The organism is Agarivorans sp. JK6 (assembly GCF_045277145.1).
Taxonomy (GTDB): Bacteria; Pseudomonadota; Gammaproteobacteria; order Enterobacterales; family Celerinatantimonadaceae; genus Agarivorans; species Agarivorans albus.
In genome coordinates this window covers 1299874-1322202 of record NZ_CP113525.1, presented here as the reverse complement: position 1 = coordinate 1322202, position 22329 = coordinate 1299874, and the positions used below count along the sequence as shown (strand labels likewise).

The following is a 22329-nucleotide window of genomic DNA, read 5'->3' as shown; positions in this document are numbered from 1 at the left end:
CCAAGACTTAATTGACAATAACATCAAATAAAGGCATGTTTGTTTTTTGACAGATTGCAGGAATGAATAAGCGTATTTTATGGATAAAAAATTCACCCAAGATGTTACCAATAATCATCAACTTGTTTACGTCTTAGAAAGTAATCAAGTTAAAGAATTTTATGAACAAGCAATCAAGAATCAGATGGTATCAGGGACTCGCACAGCTGCAGGGCTAACCGCTACAGGTAATGATATAGTTACGCTTACAAAGCTAATTAGAGATCTTGGCTTCTCAGGTAAAGTTTATGAAAAAATAGTGAACGGAAAAACCTACATTATTTTTAAAGGCAGACCTGGTCAACGGCATATCTTTACCGCTGCTAGATATTTATCAACAAACACAAAAGTGGTTGACATGGCTGTCGGTAAAGCAGCTATTAAATCCTCTGCTAGAGCCGGGGCAAGACTAACATTCATTTTGACCGTACCTATTATTATTTTAGAACACCTACTAAAAGACCAATTTCTATTAAGTGAATTAGTTGCAGACTTAGCGGTTTCATTAGTCAAAGTTGGTATTTCGGCAATTGTGGGTGCAATCGGGGCTACTGCTGTTGGCACTGTAACGACTTTAGCTGCTGCTCCGTTAGCAATTGCCATTTTTGTAGGTTTACTTGTTGGCTGGGGACTTGATAAGTTAGATAGCAAATATGGAGTTACTCAAAAGCTAGCGGCTTTGTTACAAGAAATTGAAGACAAAACTCTGGGTGAAGTGAATAGGTCGATGTGGAAGCTCGAGAAAATATTACGTTGGCAAATTCTAAATAATCAACCGGTTGGTAAGGGAATTTTTTATTAATACACTCATGAAAAATACAAGAGCACTAAAAAGAAGCTTAGCTTTGTTGTTCGCTGCGTTGGCTTCTTTCAATATAAATACTGTTATAGCGGCTAACTCTAGCGAGGTACATATTGGTTGCATGTTAATCAATGAAGCTTTTATTGATGGAGAACCCGCGGTTATACCTATACCAACCATAAGCTTATTAGCCAAAGCTGCGGGTGACTCTCAGTCAATTCTGCGTAACAAAGCGCTAAGCATCGAGATTAAAACTGCAGGGATATTAGAAACCAGCTTAAACAAGCCATTTGTAAGCCAGTTCCTTGCAGAAATAAATCACCAAGGCTTAATCACCACTGTTAAAAGTGCGCCAAGAAACAAAACAGATGATGATTTTTCGATTCATTTAAATCTAAGAAACGCTAAAGGAGAGCTTACTTTAGAGTGTTTAAGCCAATAAAAGTAAAAGCGAATAAGCCTCAACTTATTCGCTTACTAACACTCGTCTCTCTACAAACTCACTTCATCTACCAAATACAATATCGATTGATACACCACACCGCTGTGTTGTGATAAGCCTATTTCGCAGGTTCGGCTGTTGCTGTAGCCGCGGCTGCAACCTTCTGGTACTTGCGCTTTTAGTGGGGCTAGCGCGGCTTGATTTAACTCGGGAGTGGTAAAGCCTTTGTCGCCTGCCCAGCCGCAGCAATAGATATGCTCAGGCAATATCGCTTGCTTAGCACAGCGCTTAGCAATGCTTAACAAGGGGTCGTGCATGTCCATTCGCCGTGAACTACAAGTTAGGTGCAGCATAACCGGTTCATCAAGTTGGGCAATTTCTAACTTGTCTAGCGCGTGTTGGTGAATAAAACCGATCGGTTCGTGAATATCCAGATCACGCTCAAACTGTTCTTTACTGCGTTTAGCACAAGGGCTAGTGTCCATAAGTACTGGCCAACGGCCATGTTCACTTAACTGCCATATCGCGTCTTCTAATTGCTGTGATTTACTGCTAGCAAGATCAAACATGCCTTTACTGTGATAAGGCATGCCGCAACATAGCTCGTCACCATTACTGGGAATAAGCACTTCGTAGCCAGCTTTTTCTAGCACACTGCAAGTCACTTCCAGTAAGGGGCGTGGGTCGATAGCATCGGTGGGCGGTGCCATAGTGCGCGAGGCACAAGACGGAATATACACCACCTTTTGTTTATGAAAGCGTGCTTGAGGTGGTTGATACTTGGCCCGACGCGGAAAACTAGGGTTCCAAGTAGGCACTTTACCCGCCGATACCTTAGTAATGCCTTTGCTAATGGCACCTAGGGCTTTGTCGCCCAGTATTTTATGGCCAAGCTCTGCCGTGCCTAAACCCAAGCGTGTCATTGTAGCTACACTAGAAAAATGCTCCGCTGTCCAGCGAGCGATATTTTGATGTTTGGCATAGTGTTTTTCGCGCAGTTTACGCACTAAATCGCCGGTGTTAATGCCAACAGGACAACGGTCAGCACACAAACCTACTGCAGCACAGGTATCGACGCCTTGGTACTTAAAGTCTTTTTCTAGCTCAGCCAAACGCAACGGCTTATCGCCAGTTCGGCGTAATTCGCTTAATTCTCGGTATAAAACGATGCGTTGCCGCGGGCTTAAACTTAGGCTGCGCGAGGGACAAACCGGTTCACAAAAGCCGCATTCAATACATTTATCCACTAAGTCATCGGCGGCTGGCATCGGTTTTAAGTTTGCTAAGTGGGCTTGGCTATCATCATTAAGAATAACACCGGGGTTAAGCAAACCTTGTGGGTCAAACAATTGCTTAATTTGTTGCATGAGCGCAATGCCCTCGGCGCCCCACTCTAGCTCAACAAAGGGCGCCATGTTGCGGCCAGTGCCATGCTCGGCTTTTAGCGAGCCTTGATATTTAACCGCCACCAGCTGGCTGACTTCATCCATAAAGCGGCCATACCGCGCAACTTCATCCGGGTCTTCGAAGCCTTGTGTGAATACAAAATGCAGGTTACCAGCTAGCGCGTGGCCAAAAATAATCGCTTCGTGATAACCGTGTTTGGTGAACAATGCTTGCAGCTCGTTCACGCCATTGGCTAGGCGCTCTACAGGAAAAGCCACATCTTCGATAATTACCGTTGTGCCGGTTTCTCGCACGGCGCCCACAGCAGGAAACATGCCTTTACGAATGGCCCACAAGGCAGCCGTTTCTGAAGATTTAGTGGTAAACGCAACCTCACCGATGCGGGGGAAATCAAGCAAACTGTCCATCACTTGTTGGCATAATTGGCTTAATTCATCGGCTTGGCTACCACGCGTTTCCACTAGTAAAGCACAGGCTTGATTATCTAGGTCGGCGATAAACTTGGGCATACCCGCTTGGTTAGCCACTGATGCTAGCGCGCGGCCATCCATTAACTCCACTGCAGCAACCGCTTGCTTGGCGAGTACTTCTACTGCTTTACAGGCCACATCACTATTTTCAAACACCAACAACGTTGAGGCTTTATGTGGATGCTCCACTACTGTGTTGTAGGTAAGCTCGGCGATAAAGGCCAAGGTACCCTCTGAGCCAATCATCAAGTGCTGCAAAATATCGAAGGGGTCGGTAAAGTCCACCAGCGCGTTTAAGCTATAACCCGTGGTGTTTTTTAGTCGATATTTATGGCAAATTTTGTCGGCTAAAGCGGTATTTTGTTGGGTGGTTTGAGCCAACTCGCTCAGCTGTTCTAACAAGCTAGCATGGCTTTGCTTAAAGGCCGCTACACTTTGTGGGTCACCGGTATTAAGCACCGTTCCGTCGGTAAGTACCAAAGTAATTGATGCCATAGTGTGATAAGAGTTTTGAGCGGTGCCGCAACACATGCCCGAGGCATTATTGGCCGCAATGCCGCCAATTTTACAGGCGTTAATCGAGGCCGGATCAGGGCCAATTTTTCGCTGAAAAGGCGCTAAATAACGGTTGGCATCGGCGCCTATCACCCCTGGTTGCAGGCTAATTTTGTTGCCGTTATCTAATATTTGATGAGAGCGCCAATCATCACTAAGAAGAATAAGCACTGAATCACTGATCGCTTGCCCCGACAAACTGGTGCCTGCAGCACGAAAAGTATAAGGCAGCTGCAAATTAGCACAGCTGGCCATTACTAGTTGCAGTTGCTCTAAGGTGTTAACTTTAACCACCAGCTGCGGAATTAGGCGGTAAAAACTAGCGTCGGTTCCATAAGCTAAAGTTTGCGCTTCACTGGTCATTAGCTGCTCGGGAGCAAGCGTAAGTGACAAGTGCTCAAACAATTGTTGGTAAGGTCCGTCTAACTCGTTATGTGTTTGAGGCATATTTTTGGCTGCTCCACTGCTTCTGCTTGGTGTTAAAAATTGGTTTAATCTCGGCTACTCGCCACTTATCACAATCACAATTAGCTGGCTGGGGCCGTGTGCACCATAAGCTAAGGTTTGCTGAATATCGGCGGTTTTAGACGGCCCCGATATCAGCACTACGTTAGTTGGCAATCCTTTATGCCAATGTTGCTCGCTGATTAATTGGCTAAGATTATCGACAATTTGGCTGGCTTTAATCACGGCCACATGACACGGCGCAATCAGCGATAAACTACGGGGCTCATCGGCACTGGGTTTAAGCACTAAAGTGCCGGTATCGGCAATACCGGCGGCACAGCCAGTCAAAGTGACATCGGTACTATCAAACAAGGCAGTTTTAAGCTGCTCAAAAGGCTGCAAAAAGTGGTTTAGTTGTAAGTGTTCTGCAAGCGCTAAACTAAAAGCTTTGCTCCATTCGCCGTCTTCCCCACATAGCGCAGTTTGCCATTGGTGCTGTTGCTGTAACTCCGGCAAACAAACTGATAATTGCTTGGAATTTTCTAGAATAATTACATCAGCATGGGCGGCCATTAAGCTTTGTTCAAAACGGGCTAAAGCCTGCTCTGGTGAAGAAGCCTGCCAGGCATTAGCACTGGTTTGGTTTGTCGGTGCTAAGGCCGAAACTGCAGCCAAGCGCTGCATAATGTTTTGCTTGGCATTTGAGTTACTCACCGCCATTAGCGTGCTCCTCCAGTTGCTGAACGAGTTACCGACTTGCTAGCACGGCGCTTCATTGTTTGGTGAAAGGTTTGGCTGGCTAACTCAGGTTTATTACGACAACGCGTCCACTCTCCCGTTGGTATAGGCAAATACTTGGCAAGCTTTACACCAACAGCCATAGCCCAATTGTAGATACTAGGATGAGTACTCAACCAAGCCCACATCCGCCACGCGGTGTGCTCTGCCCAACTAGCGGCGCTCGCTTGCCCTTTCAGACTTGGAGTCTGCTCGGCAGCAGGCAGCTTTGCATCATGACGCAAACGCTGCAATAAACTAGGAATAGGGATCTTAACCGGACACACTTCTTCACAGGCGCCACACAAGCTTGAGGCGGTTACCAAGTCACTGGTTTGCCCTAAGCCCTGTAAATGGGGCGAAATTATTTTCCCAATAGGGCCTGGGTAAGTGGTGCCGTAGGCATGGCCACCAACACGGGTATAAACTGGACAATGGTTCATACAGGCACCACAGCGAATACATTGCAGGGTTTTACGCAAGGCTTCGTCGGCGTAGGCTTGTGAGCGACCATTATCGAGCAATACCAAATGTACTTCGCTTGGCCCGTCTCGCTCTGGCGCACGTCGCGGACCAGAGATCATATTGAAGTAAGTGGTAATATGCTGGCCAGTCGCCGAGCGAGTTAAAATGCTAAATAGTGGTGGCACATCACTTAAAAACTCCACCACCTTCTCAATACCAGTAACCGCAATATGTACTGGTGGCACGGTAGTGGTCATACGGCCATTACCTTCATTTTCAACCAAACATAAGGTGCCGGTTTCTGCCACCGCAAAGTTCACCCCAGATATGCCCACTTCTGCTTGCTTAAACTTGGTGCGCAAGGCTTCGCGGCCGGTTTGGATTAACTTGTCTACCGATAAGGTGTAATCGAAGTCTTTAATATGTTGCTGAAATAAATCGGCTACTTGCTGCTTATTTTTATGAATGGCCGGCATGATAATGTGAGAGGGCGTTTCTTTGGCCAGCTGCACAATGTATTCACCCATATCGCTTTCTACACATTCAATGCCTAGGCCTTCTAGATGTTGGTTAAGCTCGATTTCCTCGGTCACCATGGATTTGCCTTTAACGACCTTAGTAGCGCCATGGCTTTGAATTAACTCGGCAATTAACTGTTGAGCTTGTTTGGCATCCTCGGCCCAATGCACTTGTATGCCATTGGCTTGGCAGTTTTTCTCTAACTGCTCTAGTAGCTGCGGTAACTTGCTTAAACAGCGTTGGCGAATGTTCTCGGCGTGTTCACGCAATTGTGCGAGCTCTTGCGGGTCGCTAAACGCGTCTTTGCGCTTTTGTTGCAAATAATCCATGGCGCCGCGAAAGTTGCTGCGTAAGGTTTGATTGGCTAAGGCATCGCTAGCTTGTTGTTTAAACTGGCTCGCTTGGTAATGCTGTACACTCATGCTTTAGCTTCCTTGGTACGTAGCCATAAAAAGCTCGCGAGGTGCTGGCCGTTAAAGCGACTGGCTTCTCCTCGATAGGCCAAATGTCCATTAATGTTAGCTAAGCAGCCCCAATCGGCACTCACTAAATAACTGGCACCAGAGCCTTGCAAATGCTTGGCTTTGTCTTCCACCATGGCTTGACTTATCTCGCTATGGCGCAGTGAGAAGCTGCCGCCAAAACCACAACATTCGCTTTCGTATTCGGCTTTTTTAAGTTCTACTTTATCTAGCTGAGATAGCAAAGCTTGCGAGCTGGCATGGATCCCCAACTCTCTTCGCCCGCTGCATGAGGTGTGTAACACAACCGAGGTTAAGGGCCCTTGGTCGTGTAATTTTGCCCGGCAAATATGGGCTAAAAATTCGCTAAACTCAAAAACCCGTTCAGCAAATGCTTCCGCTTGGTCGGCGTAAATATCATCATTAGCAAATAAGTGGGGATAGTGTTTAAACATCATTCCGGCACAAGAACCCGACATCACGACTATTGGATAATCTTCCGGAAATAGCCCCATTTGGCTTAAGGCAACGGTTTTTGCTTGTTCTTGGTAGCCAGAGGTATAGGCAGGTTGGCCACAGCAGCTTTGTTTTTCTACCCAAATAACCTCTACCCCTTCTCGTTCAATTAGTTCTATGGCGGCAATGCCTCCATCGGGATCAAGCAGGTCTAGCAAGCAAGTTGCGTAAAAATACACCTTACTGGGTTTGCTGGGGTATATCCTTAATCCCGTTTCACTCATCCCTTTCCCTTACTAATAAACAACCAGCTATAAAACAAGGTTTAGCATTTCAGCTTTGATTTTAGTTAATCCTGCTCCGGCGGAAATCAGACCTTAGTGCAACTAAACCGTGAAGTACCAAGCAAGCCTTAGCTAAAACCACACTTTTAATTAACATTTACTTTACACCTTGGTGATTTATCCATATATAGAAACAAAGAAATTAATTATTTCCAAAAAATGCCAAATGTAGATGATTTGATTTTATTTGCCGACGTGGTTGAGCAAGGCTCGTTCTCTCGGGTTGCAGAACAGCGTGAGTTAACCAATTCGGTAGTGAGCAAGCGCGTGGCTCGTTTAGAACAACAACTGGCGGTACAACTGCTCTATCGCACTACCCGTAAACTCACGCTCACCGAGGCTGGCCAAGCACTATATAGACAAGCCAAACACATTGCGCTTAGTGCACAAGAAGCCTTTGCCGAAGTAGGCGAATATGGCGAAAGCCTAAGCGGCAAGATCCGCATTAGTGTGCCAACTATCTCGGGGGAACTGCTGCTTGCCGAAGCCTTAGCAGCATTTAGCGAACAACACCCAGAAATTAGCATTGAGATGTCGATGGATAATCGCTTTGTAGACTTGCTAGAAGATGGATTTGATTTGGTGATTCGCACCGGTAGCTTGCCTGACTCATCGTTAATTGCCAGGCATATTATCGACTCGCATTGGGTGGTGGTAGCCAGCCCAGCTTACTTAAAAAAGCATGGCACTCCTAAAGCCCCAGATGAGCTTAAACAACATCGCTGCCTAAGTTATAGCTATCAGGAAGGTGGCGCGGAAGATTGGTTGTTTAAAGTGAATGAGACCACTCAAGCCATTCGCATTAACAGTGGCTTTAGCACCAACAACGCACGAGCATTACGCAAAACCGCGTTAGCTGGGCATGGTTTAATTTATGTGCCACGCTGTTTGGTGTACCAAGATTTAGCCAAACAAGACTTACACGAAGTACTAACAGGGCAAGCCGCAAAGGTGTTAGGCATTTACGCCATGTATCCTTTTACCCGCCAGCAACCTAAAAAAATCAAATTGCTGATTGAACATATTCGGCAGCACTACCTAGCCATTTCGGAGTATTTTTAGGCTCTCAACACAAAATGACTAAATTATGAGCAGCGTTACTAAAATGCCCTCTATACTTTGCTTAAGCCAATAAAACGCTTGAGTAATAATGCCAACTCGATTGTTAATACTAAGCTTTTTGTTCACGCCTTTTTTCATTAATGCAGCGGCATTGATGAAAGTAGCCGTGCTCGACTACGACCTAGACTCCGGCGAAGATGAGCCAGGTTTAGATTATTTAGTAGAAGCCGCCGCGCAAATAGATATTGAGCTGGAACTTATCCCTCTGCCGGAAGCGCGCGCCCACCGCTTAGTGCAAAATGGTGAGTTAGACGGCGAGGCTTTCCCCTACGAAATTCCTACTCGTGATTCCAGCCACATGATAAAAATAGATGTGCCCATCGAGAGCTCATCATTATGGATTTGGGTTCCGCACGACCAAAACTGCGTGAATGACCCAAACCAGCTAAGTAACTTTAAACCGGTAGGTTTAAATGGAATACCCTACTTTGATATCTTTTATCAATTGTCAGAAATGGGGTTTGAGAAAGTAGCTACCCCACACATAATGGTGGAGATGCTTCGCCGCGGCCGCGCAGATTACTTCCCAGCAACCAAACGCTCCATAGAGTTCTTACTTGATGAAACCGAGCAGGCGCTAATTAAACCTTGCTTTAATGAGCCCTTCATTACCATAACCAGCTACTTTTACTTGAATGAAAAACATCACGCTATTGCCGATTTGTTTCAACAAGAACTCGCCGAAGTAGTAAGCCTTCACCCCGACGATGACGACGATTAAACACTTAAGCTAAAGCGCTAATTCCTTTTAGAAAAACAAGTAAATACCGCGCAAGACTAGAGCCTAAGCAAAAGTACTGGTAGTGTTCGTTTAAGCAATCACTTAACCATGCAGGAGCTTAGGTTTTGAGCCGTTCTTCATTCCAACAGTTTCATTGGCAGTCTCAGCAGTTTGGCTGTGCCAGCAATGACATCGATAGATTCTATTCATTACTTCATGAACAAATGCAGCGTTTAGGCATGCAACAGCAAACACTTGGTAAAATTGAAAGCTACCCTGTTGATTTATATAGCTCTGCGGCGCCCAAGCAACATTTACCTAATATTCTTATTAGCGCGGGCTTTCATGGAGAAGAAGCAGCTGGACCATGGGGAATGCTAAAGTTTCTTAGCCAGCTTAACGATGATGTATTTCTATCTGTAAACCTAAGCTTATTGCCGCTAGTGAACCCTACTGGATTTAAAGCCGGACATCGCTTTAATCAATATGGCGAAAACCCCAATCGCGGTTTTGGAGTAGCCGATGGCACTGCGCTTGAAACTGAAGAAAGCTCTAAAGAAGGCAAGCTGCTTATTAAGCAACAAGCGCTGCTAAAGGCATTAAGCAGTGACGGCATACTGACCTGTCATGAAGATGTATTACAGCACCACTGCTATGTGTATTCTTTTGAGCCAGAGCAAGACGCAGGGCCTTTTAGCCTAGGTTTGCGAGATAGTTTGGCGCAGTACTTTAAGGTGGCTGAAGACAACAGCATTGACGGTTGCCCACTGGACAATGGTTTGATTCACAACCATTACGACAGTTCCTTTGAATCTTGCTTAGTACGCATTGGCGCTAAACGCGGCGCGTGCAGCGAAACCCCTGCACTAGAAGACTTTGACCAGCGCATTAATGCTAACTGCGCTGTGATGCAACAATTTGTTAGTGCAAACCAATAACTAATAAGCTGCTAACTAGGGTCTGCTGGGGGATTGTTTTGTAGCTCAAGCTGCATTTCAATTACCCCATCTTCCAATTCAAACTTCACTTTAAAACCAAGGTGTTTGGCTAAACCCGCCATGCCGCGGTTTTGGATCATGGTCATGCCACTTAAGGTTTGGGTGCCCATTTGTTGATAGTAGCGAATCATCTTTTGCAGCAAGTGTTTACCTAAACCTTGGCCTTGCAAGTCGCTTCTCACCACCATTGCAAACTCGGCATCTAAGTTGTCGGGGTCGATGCTGGCGCGCACTACCCCTAGTATCATCCGGTCGTCTTCGGCTTGCTCATCTACCGCAATAAAGGCCATTTCTCGGGCGTAATCAATTTGAGTGAGCAAAGCCATTTCTTCATGGGTCATTTGCCCACGTGCGCCAAAGTAACGCTTGTAGCGATCTTCTTCGGTAAGTGATGAATCGAAAGCTAAGTGGTTAGGCTCGTCTTCTGGCAAAATCGGGCGAAGCAATACCTTTGTGCCACTTTTAGTCTGGCAATATTCTTCCAGCTCTTTGGGATAAGGGCGAATAGCAAGGCGCTGGCTTGAACGCTGATCGGATTTTTGCAAACGCATATTCACGTCAAGCAAGGTTATGTTATCGCCAGCAGCCAGCACCGGATTAAGATCTAAGCGAGCAATCTCTGGGCAATCGATAATCAAGTTTGATAGCCGAGTTAACATGCTGCAGAGCGCCTGCATTTTCAATCCGTTAGGCAAGCGCCTGTCTCGTATTTTTTCAGCTTTAAGTGCCGAAATAACTAAATAACGCGCCAAACTCATATTGAGTGGCGGAAGCGCCACCGCTGCATCTTGGGTTTCGTCCCACTCGGAGCCACCTTCGCCCAAGAAAATAGCAGGGCCAAATACTGGGTCATTAATTACTGCCACACGCAGCTCTTGTGCGCCAGCAGTTAAGGCCATTCGTTGCAGGATCATGCCTTCAACCTTGGCTTGTGGATAGGCTTGCTTGACCCGGTCGAGCATCGATTCTGCGGCTATTTCTAGCTCATGCTGGTTATTAATATTTAAGCTCACCCCATGCACATCAGATTTGTGCAGTATATCGGGCGACTGAATTTTTAAGGCTACCGGGTAGCCAATGGTGTCGGCGCAACTAATGGCTTCTTCAACATTGTGCACAAACCAAGTGTCAATGGTTTGCAAGCCATAGGCATGCAACAAGGGCTTGGCATCATGAGTTTCCAGCACAAAAATATCTTTAGCAATGGCTTGCTGGAGCAACTGTTTAGCACCTTGATCAACTAAGGTTTTGTCGGTAGTGCTGGGGGTTTCTGACAACAACTTTTGGTTACGGCGAAACTCAACCATATGCATGAATGCTCCCACAGCCCCTTCGGGGGTGCGGTAGGTAGGAATGCCTGCTTTAGTGAAGGCCAACCGACCAGAATAGGCGGTTTCTTCCCCCATCCAATTGGTAAGTATATTGAGGCGACGCGCCTTGCTATCTTGCTTAATCACATTAATTAAGGCATCGGCGGTGGACTCTGCCCCCGCCAGCGCCGAAGGTGCATGCATTAACAGCAATGCATCTGCTTCGCCTGAGCTTGCAACAATATCTAAAGCTTTGGCATAGCGACTTGGGTCGGCGTCGCCAACAATATCTAAGGGATTCTGCCCCGACCATGCGCTGGGTAGCACCTCAGACAACTTAGCCAAAGTATCCTCTGAGAACTCAGCCAGCTTCCCCCCGCGCTCCATCAAGGCATCAACCGCCAGCACTGCTGGCCCGCCGCCGTTACTCAAAATGGCCAAACGCTCACCTTGTAAAGGATTGGCGTAAGTCAGCGTTTCTACCGCAGCAAACAGTTCATGTAGATCTTTTACTCGTAACATACCAGCACGCTTAAATGCCGCGTCGTAAACCGCGTCGTTACCCACTAATCCACCGGTATGCAAGGCTGCCGCTTGCGCGCCTAGGCGGCTGCGGCCGGACTTAATCACCAATATGGCTTTGTTGCGTGAGGCTGCTCGAGCCGCCGACATAAAGCGCTGAGTATCCTTCACCGAATCGATGTACAGCATAATCACTTGGGTTTTGGCATCTCTGGCTAAGAAGTCGAGTAGTTCGCCAAAGTCGATATCTAAGGCATCTCCCAAAGAAATAAACGATGAGAAACCAATGCCCTTATTATTTGCCCAATCGAGCACGGTTGTGCACACAGCAGCAGATTGCGACACAAAGGCTATCTTGCCAGGCTGGCTATTGGCGTGAGCGAATGAGGCATTTAATCCAATATTAGGTAGCATTAAACCCAAGCTGTTTGGCCCTAAAATACGCATGCCGTAACGCTGGCCAAAGGCCAGAACTTGTTCGGCAATGGTTTGCTCTTGGCCGTCTAATTTAATATCTAAACCGCCGGCTGTAATAATCGCGGCTTTGCAGCCAAACTGGCCAAGCTTTTCCACAACCTCTGGCAAACGGCTAGCGTTTACACAAACAATGGCGAGGTCTGGGCGCTGAGGGAGCTTCTCTATACTGGGATAAGCCAGTACACCTAACACCGCTTTATATTTAGGGCTCACCGGCATAACGGGACCATTAAAGCCGGCGCTCATTAGGTTTTTCATTACCACATTGCCAGGTCGTGAGGCACGATTAGATGCACCAATAACCGCGATAGACTTTGGCGAAAACAAATCATGCAGCTTGCGTTGACTCATTAGCGGGATCTCTTTGGCTGAACTTAAGCAATTATGCTCAAGTGTAACGTGTATCGACTAAGACTAAAGTATTCATTGTTCACACAATTTACATCGCTAGACCAAGGTAGTAGTAAGCGTGAGCTGAATAATAGAGTAACTAGAGACCTTATAATCTAATTACCCACAAAAAATACGACTATTGAGCAACATTACAACTACAATTAATTCAAAGTCACCTTGGTTTTTTTAAGTTGCACCAGTTTTTTATACAAACAACTGGACAAAAAGCATTTTTTTTATTCATATCTTAAAGAAACCCTGCAATTTTAAGGAAGAAAGCATGCCGTTAACCTCTATTCGAGCAATTGACTACATGACCAAAAACCCGGTTACGGTTACCCCTTCAAACTCACTATTTGAAGCCATTGATATCATGATTACCGCCAAGGTTTCTGGCGCAACCGTCATCAACGAGCGACGTGAAGTAGTTGGTGTTATTTCTGAAATTGACTGCTTACAGGCCATTTTAAAAGGCACTTATCATGGAGAGATTGGTGGTTCAGTCGCTGATTACATGAGTGAAGAAGTAGATATTATTGGCACCGACATGGATATTCTTGCTGTTGCAGAAAAGTTGATTAAAGAGAAACGTCGTAGAATGCCAGTGGTGCAAAATGGCAAATTTATTGGTCAATACAGTATTCGAAGTATTCTTAATGCAGTAAAAGAGTTTAATCTTAAATAACGAGTTTACTGTCTTTACTCACTAAAAAGGGCAGTTAAACTGCCCTTTTTTGCTTTTGGTAACATACCGATTAGTGAACTTGATTAACCACCATCTGAGATTGCAAACCTTCTATCTCGGCAATAATTCCAGCAGTGTTTTCACTGTCTGGCACCATGAGATCAAGCTCGGCGGTAAATACACTCCCCCCAGCTTCAGGTACACTCATTCTATGGCATTCAAGCTTGTTAACATTAACGCCATGCCCGACTAGCAAACGCGTAATATCGTTAATTAGGCCGGGGCGATCTTCTGCATCAATGACCAAACTTAATGATTCACTTTGAGATAAGTGGGCGGGTTTGCAGGCGTTAATGCTTAGGTGTAAATCATCTACAGCTAGCAAGGCTTGCTGCAAGGCCTGAGTATTTTTTTGCGGAACCTGCACTTTGAAGATACAAGCCACTTGACCATCTAAATTGACAACCCTACTACTTAACCACTTTCCTTGATGAGAGTGGGTAATATCGGCCAAGCGATTTAGTGTACCTGGCTTATCTTCACCGGTGGCAGTAACTAAAAATAGATCGCTCATACATCTACCCCTTTATGCTAAAACCTAGTTTAAGTTTATACCACCCAGCGGCAAAGGGTGTGACAAGACGCAGGATTTGAGCGGGTCATTAGTAAAAGCTTGTAAAAATGCTAAGTGGGCAGAAAAATGCCTATTTTTTAATGAGTTTGCTTGGAACATCCAATAAAAAAGCCGACTTTCGTCGGCTCTATTTCATGCTTATTTATTGCTATAAACACCGACATTTTTAAAGCCAGCATCTTGCAAATACAAAGCCTGTAATTTGCTCATGACGCCACGGTCACAATACAGCATGTAATGCTTAGATTGGTCTAAATCGCCAAACTGAGTGGCTAACTTAAAGAATGGGATATGCTTTACTTCCACTTCTTCTAAGCTAAAAGGCTGTTGCTCTTGTTCTTCTATGGAGCGAATATCTAAAACAACCGCTTCTTTATCTTGTGCTAGCTCTTCTTCACTAAGCACTTCGGTCACTTGCTCGTCGGCTTCTTTGGTCACATCACGAATATCGGTTATGCGACACTCTTCTACTACCTTATCCAAAATCGCAAAGTCGAAGTTTTCTTCTTCGGCCAGTAGCTTAGACTCAACCGCTTTTACCGTTGGCTTGTTAGAAATAACACCACAGTACTCTGGCATGGTTTCAGCAAAATCGTTGGTACCAATATGCTTAGCCGTATCAATAATATCTTGTTTATCGGTGGCAATTAGCGGTCGAAGAATCAAGGTTTCTGACACTCGGTCAATCATGCTTAAGTTAACCAAGGTTTGGCTAGATACTTGGCCAACAGCTTCTCCAGTGACCAGTGCTGGAATATCTAAATGCTGAGCCACTTTAGACGCTGCTCGCACCATCATACGTTTGAGTACTACGCCCATTTGGCCGTTGTCTACTTTTTCAAGTATCTCGTTCACCACTGGATCAAAGTCTACCGCAACAAACTTAACCCGATGCGACGAACCGAAGCGCTTCCAGAGGTGATGTGCAACCTGCTTAACGCCTAGCTCATGAGCGCGACCACCTAAATTAAAGAAACAGTAGTGTACTTTTGCGCCACGCTTGATGAGCTGATAGCTCGACACGCCCGAGTCAAAACCGCCAGAAATAAGCGACAATACACTTTCTTGTGTTGCGATCGGGAAACCGCCTAAACCTGGGTGTTTATCTTGCACCAAATACATTACGTCATCGGCAATCTCGATTTTCACCGTAACATCAGGATTTTTTAAACGCACCCCATTGCTCTCGCAATGTTGGTTTAAACCACCACCAACATACCGCTCTACTTCAATAGATGAGAAATCGTGTTTGCCACTGCGCTTAACCCGCACACAAAAGGTTTTGTCTTTTAAACGATCTTTCCAAGCGTCAAAAGTTAACTCATAAATATTGTGTAAATCGGTGTAGCTATGTTGTTTCACTTCCAAGAAGTGAACGATACCCGGCGTAGAAGAAAGCGCTTGAATTACCGCTTCGCGGTTATCTTCGCTGTCGTTACGCGAAGTAACAACCATGCGGTCCCAATCTAAACGCACTCGAATAGTTTCATCTATTGGACTAATCACATTGCGAATATTGCTTTGAAGAATTTTACTGAAGCGCTTACGAACCGGCTTACTCTTCATGGCAATTTCTGGAAATAGTTTAACGATGAACTTCATAACTCAAGGGCCTTGATAAATTTGGGCGCGAATTATACCGCGAGTTAAGGCAGCGAGCCAATATTGTTTAGTTTAGCTCGCCTTGGTAGGAATTTTGGGGAAAGTATAAGTTGAGAAAGTACAAAACTCGCTTAGCTCAGCTAAGCGAGTTGGCTGGTTTACTCTTCTCCAGAAACGGCTATCTCACCAGATTGAGAAGCCTTACCTTGCATAATACCGATTTCTACGCGGCGGTTACGGCGGCGGTTCTCGATAGTATTATTTTTCATTAAGGGTTGAGTATCCGCTAATCCGCTCACGATTAAGCGCTCTTCGGCAAAACCACGCACTTTAATGAGCTCATGAGCCACCGACACAGCACGCTGGCTAGATAAATCCCAGTTTGAGCGGTACAACTCTGACTCTGCTTGCTGATTATCGGTATGGCCAGACACGGTGACAATACCAGGAATGTCTTTAATCACCTCACCCACACGGCGAATAACCGGGCGAAACTTAGGTTGTAAAAAAGCAGATCCTGAAGGGAAAGCGCCCTTCTCTCGCACCCGAATAATAATTTGCTGGCCAAGCGATTCCACCTCAATGGCGCCATCTTCAATTTGGTCACGCAACTGCTGAGCGATTCGTTTAGCCGTTTCATTTTGTTGGGCTTGGGTTTCGGACTGGCTTTGTGAAGACTGAGCTTGGGTTGCTGAAGCTCGGCCACCGGTTTGCTGGCCAGCAGCTTTTTGCTGACCACCGGCATCAGCTTCTTCACCATCATGAAACTCAAGCTTGGCCTGAGTCATATCAATGGTTTGCTGCATGATGGTTTCGATAGGTGTTGGCTCAGGGCGGCCCGGCCTAAACTCTTGCGCAATTACCGAGGTTCCTTTTGGAATGTCTTTTACTTCCAGTAGATTTTGCACACCAAAAGCATACTTCATTGAACCGGCAATTTGCTTAAACTTTAGTACGTCCATTTCCGAGAAGGCCAACAGCAATACAAAGAAGCACATCAACAGAGACATGAGATCGGCGAAGGTGCCCATCCATGCGGGCAGTCCTTCGGGGGGGCACTTGCAAGGTTCTTCCATACTGCGCTACCTACTCGTCTGTTGTGCCTAGTGAGCGCTTGCCTTCTGGCAAGTAGTTTTTCAAAACCCCCTCAATCACTCGCGGGTTCTGGCCATCTTGAATACCCAATACAGCATCCAAAATCAAACTACGGTTAAGCTTTTCTTCACCCGCACGCAATAGCAGTTTTTCGCTAATAGGAATGGCCACCATGTTGGCAAGAATGGCTCCATACAAAGTCGTTAACAAGGCTACCGCCATAGCAGGACCAATGGATTTAGGGTCATCCATGTTAGATAACATAGCTACCAGGCCAATCAGGGTACCAATCATTCCCATGGCTGGTGCTACATCACCTAAGGCTTTAAAAATACCGGCTCCAAATTCATGGCGCTCCGAGGTAAGCAAGATATCCTTTTCCATGGTGGCGCGCACGACGTCGGCATCATGGCCATCCACCAGCATATCGATACCTTTTTGCATAAAGGGGTTGGTGATCTCGGCTTCTTCTAGCGCCAAAAAGCCGCCTTTACGGGCTGCGTCAGCCATTTCTACAGAGCGCTCGATAAGATCGTCGGGCTTGTCAGCTTTAAACATAAAAGCCTTAGCCGCAATTTTAATCGCTCCCAAAAACTGACCTAGGTTGTATTTCATCAATACAACAAACAAGGAGCCACAAAAAACAATTAGTACCGAGGGAATGTCGATAAAAATCTCAATTCCGCCACCCATCACCATCGCCATAACAACAAAGGCGAAGGCGCCGATAATCCCAATCAGCGTTGCTAAATCCACTGCTTTTTCCTTTTAACCTGTAGCCTAGAGATTCTAATTAAACTAATACTAGTCTACTCGCAAAACAGAATCGAAGGTAATTTTGTGTTCTCATTTCAATATCTTGACCTACCAAGCTCTTCTATATTTATCGGCCAATATTAAAATACTTGAGTCGCAAGTTTGACCTACCCATACGGCTAAGGTAACTTTGCGCCAGAATACGCTTGATAGAGGCTCTAGCATGGTTGCAAAAAAACCAGAAAAGATGAAGTTTGAAGAAACCTTAAATGAACTTGAAGACATTGTTCAGCAGCTTGAACAAGGTGAGCTAAGCCTAGAAGATTCTCTTAAGCAATTTGAACGCGGCATCAGTTTAGCCAATGCTGGCCAAACTAAGTTGCAACAGGCTCAACAGCAAGTTGAGATACTTCGCCAAGGGCCAAATGGCGATTCACTAGAACCTTTAGTGCAGGAGCCTTCTGAGTGAATTCTAGTTTAGCTAGCACCATTGCTGACTACCAATCCCAAATAAACACCCATTTAGACAGTGTTTTAGCCAATCAAGTTGTTAATGACCCAAAGCTACTGGCAGCCATGCGTCACGGCCTACTGCTAGGCGGTAAGCGAGTGCGCCCTCTGTTAGTTTATTTGGTTGGGCAATTAAACGATGCGCCCAAAGACATACTTAATGCTGCAGCGGCGGCTGTAGAGTGCATTCACGCCTATTCATTGATTCATGATGATTTACCAGCCATGGATGATGATGAACTGCGCCGTGGCCAACCTACTTGTCATATTGCTTATGATGAAGCCACAGCAATACTAGCGGGAGACGCCTTACAAAGCCTCGCCTTTAGCTTAATTGCTGAAGCACCAGCCAGCGATGCCCAAAAGGTGGCAATGCTTAAAATACTAAGCCAAGCGGCTGGTTATAACGGTATGTGTGGTGGTCAGGCACTAGATATTGCGGCAACCAACCAACAGGTTAGCCTAGAGCAGCTAGAAAGAGTGCACCAACACAAAACGGGTGCCATTATCAAAGCAGCGGTAATGTTAGGCGCAGTTTGTGGCAAGATTGAACAAGCAAATGAGCAGCAGGCTTTAGCTCGTTATGCAGATGCGTTAGGCTTAGCCTTTCAAGTTCGTGATGACATTTTAGATATAATTAGTGATACCGACACTTTAGGTAAACCACAGGGCTCAGATCAGGCCCTAAATAAGAGCACTTACCCAAGTTTACTGGGCCTTGAAGGCGCCGTAGAAAAAGCTGAAAACCTAGGTAAAGAAGCGCTTCAAGCCTTAGAGAGTTTGCCTTACAATAGTGAGTTGCTAGCCTTATTAGCTGATTATGTCGTACATCGAAACAACTAGTCGTCAACAATAAGAATAATGATAAGCATTTTATATGACACTGAATATTAAAGATTACCCTACACTTGCTCTGGCTGACTTGCCTCCGCAACTTCGCCAGCTTGAGCAACAACAGCTACCTGAGCTGTGTGATGAACTTCGCCAATACCTTCTTAACAGTGTCAGCCAATCGAGTGGCCATTTAGCATCAGGTTTAGGTGCTGTTGAGCTAACGGTAGCCTTGCATTACGTATATAACACCCCGTTCGATAAACTGGTTTGGGACGTAGGCCACCAAGCTTATCCGCACAAAATTTTAACTGGTCGCCGTGAAAAAATGTCGACCATTCGCCAATTTAAAGGCTTGCACCCTTTCCCATGGCGCGGCGAAAGTGAATACGATGTACTCAGCGTAGGCCATTCAAGCACTTCTATTGGTGCCGCCTTAGGTATGGCTATTGCGGCTGAAAAAGAACAGCAAGGCCGTAAAGTGGTTGCTGTAATTGGTGATGGCGCAATGACCGCAGGCATGGCTTTTGAAGCACTAAACCATGCTGGTGCTATTCATAACGACATGTTAGTGATTCTTAATGACAACGAGATGTCGATTTCTGAGAACGTTGGCGCACTGAATAATTCTTTAGCCAATATTCTTTCTGGCTCTTTGTACTCGTCGCTACGTGAAGGCGGCAAAAAAGTACTGAGTGGTATGCCGCCGATTAAAGAGCTCGCTCGCAGAGCGGAAGAACACCTTAAAGGCATGGTAGTGCCGGGTACTTTGTTTGAAGAATTTGGTTTTAATTACATTGGCCCAATTGATGGCCATGATGTGAAAGGCTTGGTGCGCACCTTAAGCAATATGCGCGACTTAAAAGGCCCGCAAATTCTGCATGTAATGACCAAAAAAGGTAAAGGTTACCTACCCGCAGAGCAAGATCCAATTGGTTATCACGGGGTGCCTAAATTTGACCCTAGCCAAGACAACTTGCCTAAAAGCAAAGGCGCAGCCCCTACATTTTCTAAAGTTTTTGGTGACTGGTTATGCGACATGGCAGCCAAAGATAAAAAGCTGATGGGAATTACACCTGCCATGCGTGAAGGTTCAGGCATGGTGCGCTTTTCTAAAGAGTTTCCAGAACAATACTTTGATGTGGCCATTGCCGAGCAGCATGCTGTAACCTTTGCTGCAGGCTTAGCAATTGCCGGTTACCAACCGGTTGTTGCGATTTACAGTACCTTTTTACAGCGCGCCTATGATCAACTAATTCACGATGTAGCAATTCAAAATTTACCGGTTTTGTTTGCCATTGACCGTGCTGGCATTGTTGGAGCCGATGGCCCAACTCACCAAGGTGCTTTTGATTTAAGCTACCTACGCACCGTGCCTAACTTAGTGATTATGGCACCAGCTAACGAAGATGAATGTAGGCAGATGCTCTACACCGGCCACTTGCACCAAGGCCCAGCAGCGGTGCGCTACCCGCGTGGTGGTGCCGATAATACACCGGTAAATAGCGAAATGACCGCTATGGAAATTGGTAAAGCTCGGGTCATTAGAGAAGGCAAGAAAATCGCCATTCTTAACTTTGGTAGTTTACTGTGCAAAGCCGCTCCAGTGGCAGAGCAACTAGATGCAACCTTGGTTGATATGCGCTTTGTTAAGCCCTTAGACGAAGCGTGCATTAAAGCCTTGCTTGCCGAGCATGATGTGCTAGTGACAGTGGAAGAAAATGCAATACAAGGCGGCGCAGGCTCTGCAGTAAACGAGTTCTTATTTGCTCAGCAACTTAACCAAGTAAAAGTGCTAAACATTGGCTTACCCGACAATTTTGTTGAGCAAGGTAGCCAAGAACAAATTTATGACTTACTCGGTTTAGATAGCAAAGGCATTCAACAGAAAATTGAACGCTTCTGCCAAGCTTAAGCGATTAATCGAGCACCTGTAGCTGCTCAAACAATGGGAATGGACTAGCCCGATTCATATTCTTTATATCAATCCGCTGGTTCAAGGCCCAAATTTTTCGCTGCCAGTATAAGGGAACAAATACTGCTTCCTGATAGATTTGCTGCTCTAAGTACTGAATAATTTTAGCGCGTTTCTCCTCATCTAACTCTTGCTCACCGGCCAGAATAAGTTGGCTAATTTTATCGTTTTGATAGGCTTTACAAGGTCCACCCTCATCGGTAATCGGTTCTCCCTCACTGAGAAACATCGCCCGCGCAATAGACAACACATTGCCCGCATCTCCCTGCCTACGTGTTAACACTAAGTCACTTGAACAACTATCCACTGCCAACTGGTAGTCTTGATCACTTAACCATTGCGGCTGCAAAGAAATATTCACCCGATCCAACATCGATACCAACTGAGAAACCACTTTAGATTGATCTCCAAATAATGACTCCGGTACAGCCATGGTTAGTTTAAAGCCTTTTTCATAACCCGCTTGCTGTAACAATTGATGTGCCAACAACAAGTTATAACGTGGCAACAGCTCGGCATTGTAACCGGCTTGCCCTGGTATGCTTAGCTGAGTAGAAGCCAAAGCATAAGGCCCTAACACCTCGGCCAAGCGAATATTATCGATGGCTAAATTTAGCGCTTGGCGGACTCTACGATTATCTAAGGCTGGGTTACGCTGGTTTAATTCAATAGCTAACCACTTTAACCCTTCGGTTTGAATCACCGACAATTGCTTATCTTTATTGAGTAGCTCTACGTAGGTCTCTGGCACGTGATCTACGATATCAACATCGCGAGAAAACAAACTAGCCATGCGCATTTCGGCTTGTTTAATCGGCACCACTTTAATCCGTTGTACATTGCTACGATTAGTACGCCAGTAGCTTGAATGAATTTCAAATTCGGTAACAATGCCCGGCACATAACGGCTCACTTTAAAAGGGCCTGTACCCGATACAGCAAAAGATGAATTGGTGTTTTCTTCAGCGGTGTAAAACTGCTTATCTGCCGGAAAAATAAAACTTAAACGTTGAATCAACTCAGAAAAAGGCCGATAAGTACGAACTTCAAATTGCAGGGTATTAAGCGCCTTTAAGCTCTTAATAGGTGCAAACAACGCATGTAAATGAGCTTGCTGAGAAAGTTGTTGGAAGGTCCACTCTACGTCTTCGGCTGTGAGTGGATTACCAGAGTGAAACACTACGCCACTGCGTAATTCAAACTGAATCTGTGTGGGAGAAATAATTTTCCACTTGGTGATTAAACGTGGCGCAATACGCCCTTGTTGATCGAGTAAAAATAAGGGGTCGAACAACAAGTGATTTATAAAGTTACTATTGGCATCCAGTTCATCAACAAGTTGCTGTGGCTCGGCGTGAAAAGCGGTTCCCCAAACCAGAGTATTGGCCTTAGCTTGTTGCCAAGCGCCAAGGCTTACAAGCAACAACAAAGTAATAGGCAGGGATTTGATTTTCAACTTTGCTAACAACGCCAACGTCTTGAACCTTAAAACGATTAATGCTGCTAACTTACAC

General features: G+C 45.6%; 19 protein-coding genes. 9 read left to right on the top strand and 10 right to left on the bottom strand.

From position 1 onward, the window contains the following. Positions 1–79: 79 nt before the first annotated feature. Positions 80–841, top strand: coding sequence for a hypothetical protein (locus OV592_RS06225; RefSeq protein ID WP_406610784.1), 762 nt, complete (start codon positions 80–82; stop codon positions 839–841). A 121-nt stretch (positions 842–962) separates the two neighbouring features. Beyond that, entirely contained in the window at positions 963–1283 is a 321-nt protein-coding gene (locus OV592_RS06220) for a hypothetical protein (protein WP_406610783.1), read from the top strand. A gap of 50 nt (positions 1284–1333) precedes the next feature. On the opposite strand, the gene OV592_RS06215 is transcribed toward OV592_RS06220, so the two are convergent. The 4 genes from OV592_RS06215 to OV592_RS06200 are packed head-to-tail and all read right to left on the bottom strand — an operon-like array spanning position 1334 to position 7124. Beyond that, a complete protein-coding gene (locus OV592_RS06215; RefSeq protein ID WP_406610782.1) occupies positions 1334–4162 on the bottom strand; it encodes an FAD-binding and (Fe-S)-binding domain-containing protein in 2829 nt (942 codons plus the stop codon). Between the two features lie 54 nt (positions 4163–4216). Beyond that, positions 4217–4882 (bottom strand): lactate utilization protein C, encoded by a 666-nt coding sequence (locus OV592_RS06210; protein ID WP_406610781.1) that lies wholly within the window; start codon positions 4880–4882, stop codon positions 4217–4219. Further along, complete coding sequence (locus tag OV592_RS06205; protein ID WP_406610780.1) at positions 4882–6345, bottom strand: LutB/LldF family L-lactate oxidation iron-sulfur protein; 1464 nt, start codon at positions 6343–6345, stop codon at positions 4882–4884. The genes OV592_RS06210 and OV592_RS06205 overlap by 1 nt, the downstream gene beginning before the upstream one ends. Next, positions 6342–7124 carry a (Fe-S)-binding protein gene (locus tag OV592_RS06200; protein WP_406610779.1) on the bottom strand — a complete coding sequence of 261 codons (783 nt, stop codon included), beginning with the start codon at positions 7122–7124 and terminating at the stop codon, positions 6342–6344. The genes OV592_RS06205 and OV592_RS06200 overlap by 4 nt, the downstream gene beginning before the upstream one ends. A 219-nt stretch (positions 7125–7343) precedes the next feature. Between OV592_RS06200 and OV592_RS06195 the strand changes: the two genes are divergently transcribed. The 3 genes from OV592_RS06195 (at position 7344) to OV592_RS06185 (ending at position 9965) form a co-directional block, all read left to right on the top strand. Continuing rightward, positions 7344–8246, top strand: coding sequence for a LysR family transcriptional regulator (locus OV592_RS06195; RefSeq protein ID WP_406610778.1), 903 nt, complete (start codon positions 7344–7346; stop codon positions 8244–8246). A gap of 88 nt (positions 8247–8334) precedes the next feature. Beyond that, on the top strand, positions 8335–9027 hold the full coding sequence (locus tag OV592_RS06190) for a hypothetical protein (protein ID WP_406610777.1): 693 nt from the start codon (positions 8335–8337) through the stop codon (positions 9025–9027). A gap of 125 nt (positions 9028–9152) precedes the next feature. Continuing rightward, complete coding sequence (locus OV592_RS06185) at positions 9153–9965, top strand: M14 family metallocarboxypeptidase (RefSeq protein WP_406610776.1); 813 nt, start codon at positions 9153–9155, stop codon at positions 9963–9965. A gap of 11 nt (positions 9966–9976) precedes the next feature. Here OV592_RS06185 and OV592_RS06180 read toward each other — a convergent pair whose 3' ends face one another. Next, positions 9977–12685: a bifunctional acetate--CoA ligase family protein/GNAT family N-acetyltransferase gene (locus OV592_RS06180; protein ID WP_406610775.1), complete on the bottom strand. Its 2709-nt coding sequence runs from the start codon at positions 12683–12685 to the stop codon at positions 9977–9979. Positions 12686–13007: 322 nt separating this feature from the next. Here OV592_RS06180 and OV592_RS06175 point away from each other — a divergent pair, with 322 nt between their 5' ends. Next, a complete protein-coding gene (locus OV592_RS06175) occupies positions 13008–13412 on the top strand; it encodes a CBS domain-containing protein (RefSeq protein WP_016402709.1) in 405 nt (134 codons plus the stop codon). Positions 13413–13482: 70 nt separating this feature from the next. Here OV592_RS06175 and OV592_RS06170 read toward each other — a convergent pair whose 3' ends face one another. From OV592_RS06170 to pomA, 4 genes are all read right to left on the bottom strand, one after another. Beyond that, on the bottom strand, positions 13483–13986 hold the full coding sequence (locus OV592_RS06170) for a glycine cleavage system protein R (protein WP_406610774.1): 504 nt from the start codon (positions 13984–13986) through the stop codon (positions 13483–13485). Between the two features lie 198 nt (positions 13987–14184). Continuing rightward, on the bottom strand, positions 14185–15648 hold the full coding sequence (gene thiI / locus OV592_RS06165) for a tRNA uracil 4-sulfurtransferase ThiI (RefSeq protein ID WP_406610773.1): 1464 nt from the start codon (positions 15646–15648) through the stop codon (positions 14185–14187). A gap of 158 nt (positions 15649–15806) precedes the next feature. Further along, positions 15807–16724, bottom strand: a complete 918-nt coding sequence (locus tag OV592_RS06160) for a flagellar motor protein MotB (RefSeq protein ID WP_040307387.1) — start codon at positions 16722–16724, stop codon at positions 15807–15809. Between the two features lie 10 nt (positions 16725–16734). Then, entirely contained in the window at positions 16735–17499 is a 765-nt protein-coding gene (gene pomA / locus OV592_RS06155; protein WP_221074381.1) for a flagellar motor protein PomA, read from the bottom strand. 223 nt (positions 17500–17722) lie between these two features. Between pomA and OV592_RS06150 the strand changes: the two genes are divergently transcribed. From OV592_RS06150 to dxs, 3 genes are read left to right on the top strand one after another with little or no spacing between them, the layout of a single operon-like run. Then, positions 17723–17968, top strand: coding sequence for an exodeoxyribonuclease VII small subunit (locus OV592_RS06150; RefSeq protein WP_406610772.1), 246 nt, complete (start codon positions 17723–17725; stop codon positions 17966–17968). After that, complete coding sequence (ispA, locus tag OV592_RS06145) at positions 17965–18852, top strand: (2E,6E)-farnesyl diphosphate synthase (protein WP_406610771.1); 888 nt, start codon at positions 17965–17967, stop codon at positions 18850–18852. The genes OV592_RS06150 and ispA overlap by 4 nt, the downstream gene beginning before the upstream one ends. Before the next feature lie 34 nt (positions 18853–18886). Continuing rightward, a complete protein-coding gene (dxs, locus tag OV592_RS06140; protein WP_406610770.1) occupies positions 18887–20755 on the top strand; it encodes a 1-deoxy-D-xylulose-5-phosphate synthase in 1869 nt (622 codons plus the stop codon). Between the two features lie 4 nt (positions 20756–20759). On the opposite strand, the gene OV592_RS06135 is transcribed toward dxs, so the two are convergent. Beyond that, positions 20760–22289, bottom strand: coding sequence for an ABC transporter substrate-binding protein (locus OV592_RS06135; RefSeq protein ID WP_406610769.1), 1530 nt, complete (start codon positions 22287–22289; stop codon positions 20760–20762). Positions 22290–22329 lie beyond the last annotated feature (40 nt).